1 protein-coding gene is annotated in these 577 nt (G+C 64.0%); it reads right to left on the reverse strand.

Annotated features, from left to right (window positions below):
* A partial coding sequence (locus AC1DYX_RS31800; RefSeq protein WP_477266276.1) for an FtsW/RodA/SpoVE family cell cycle protein occupies positions 1 to 544 on the reverse strand: 544 nt, incomplete at its 3' end.
* Positions 545 to 577 lie beyond the last annotated feature (33 nt).

The following is a 577-nucleotide window of genomic DNA, read 5'->3' on the forward strand; positions in this document are numbered from 1 at the left end:
GGATGAGGTCCCGGTTCGACGACAGATAGCCGGCAAAGAAGATGGCCAGCGTGATCTTGGCGATTTCACCCGGCTGGAAGGTCATGGAACCGATCTTGATCCAGACGCTGGCACCCAGGACCTCTCCGGCGGAGACGCCGGGAACCAGCGGCAGGATGAGGAGCACGGCGCTGATGGCCAGGGAGATATAGGTGAAGCGGCGCAGGATCCGGTGGTCCTTGAGGAACCAAATGACCGCGATCGCGACCGCCATGGCCACCAGGGTCCAGCGCAGCTGGTTGTTGCCGGTGTCTTCGCCTACCCTGTCCAGCCGGTGGATCATGGCCAGGCCCAGCCCGTTAAGGGCGACCACGAGCGGAAGTATTACCGGGTCGGCATATTTTGCGCGGAGCCGCAGCACCACATGGAAGGCGAGGGCGGCCAACGCCAGGAGTCCGGACTGGAACCAGAAGTCGGTGTCAAACGCTTTTTGCCGGTCCACGCCCACGAGTGCCTGGGCACCAATCCCTACGGCGAGGGCGAGGACCAGGAGGACAAGCTCCACGTTTCGTCGTGGCCTGGGCACGGGGTCGATGGG

This window comes from Massilia sp. P2_C2 (assembly GCF_056404615.1).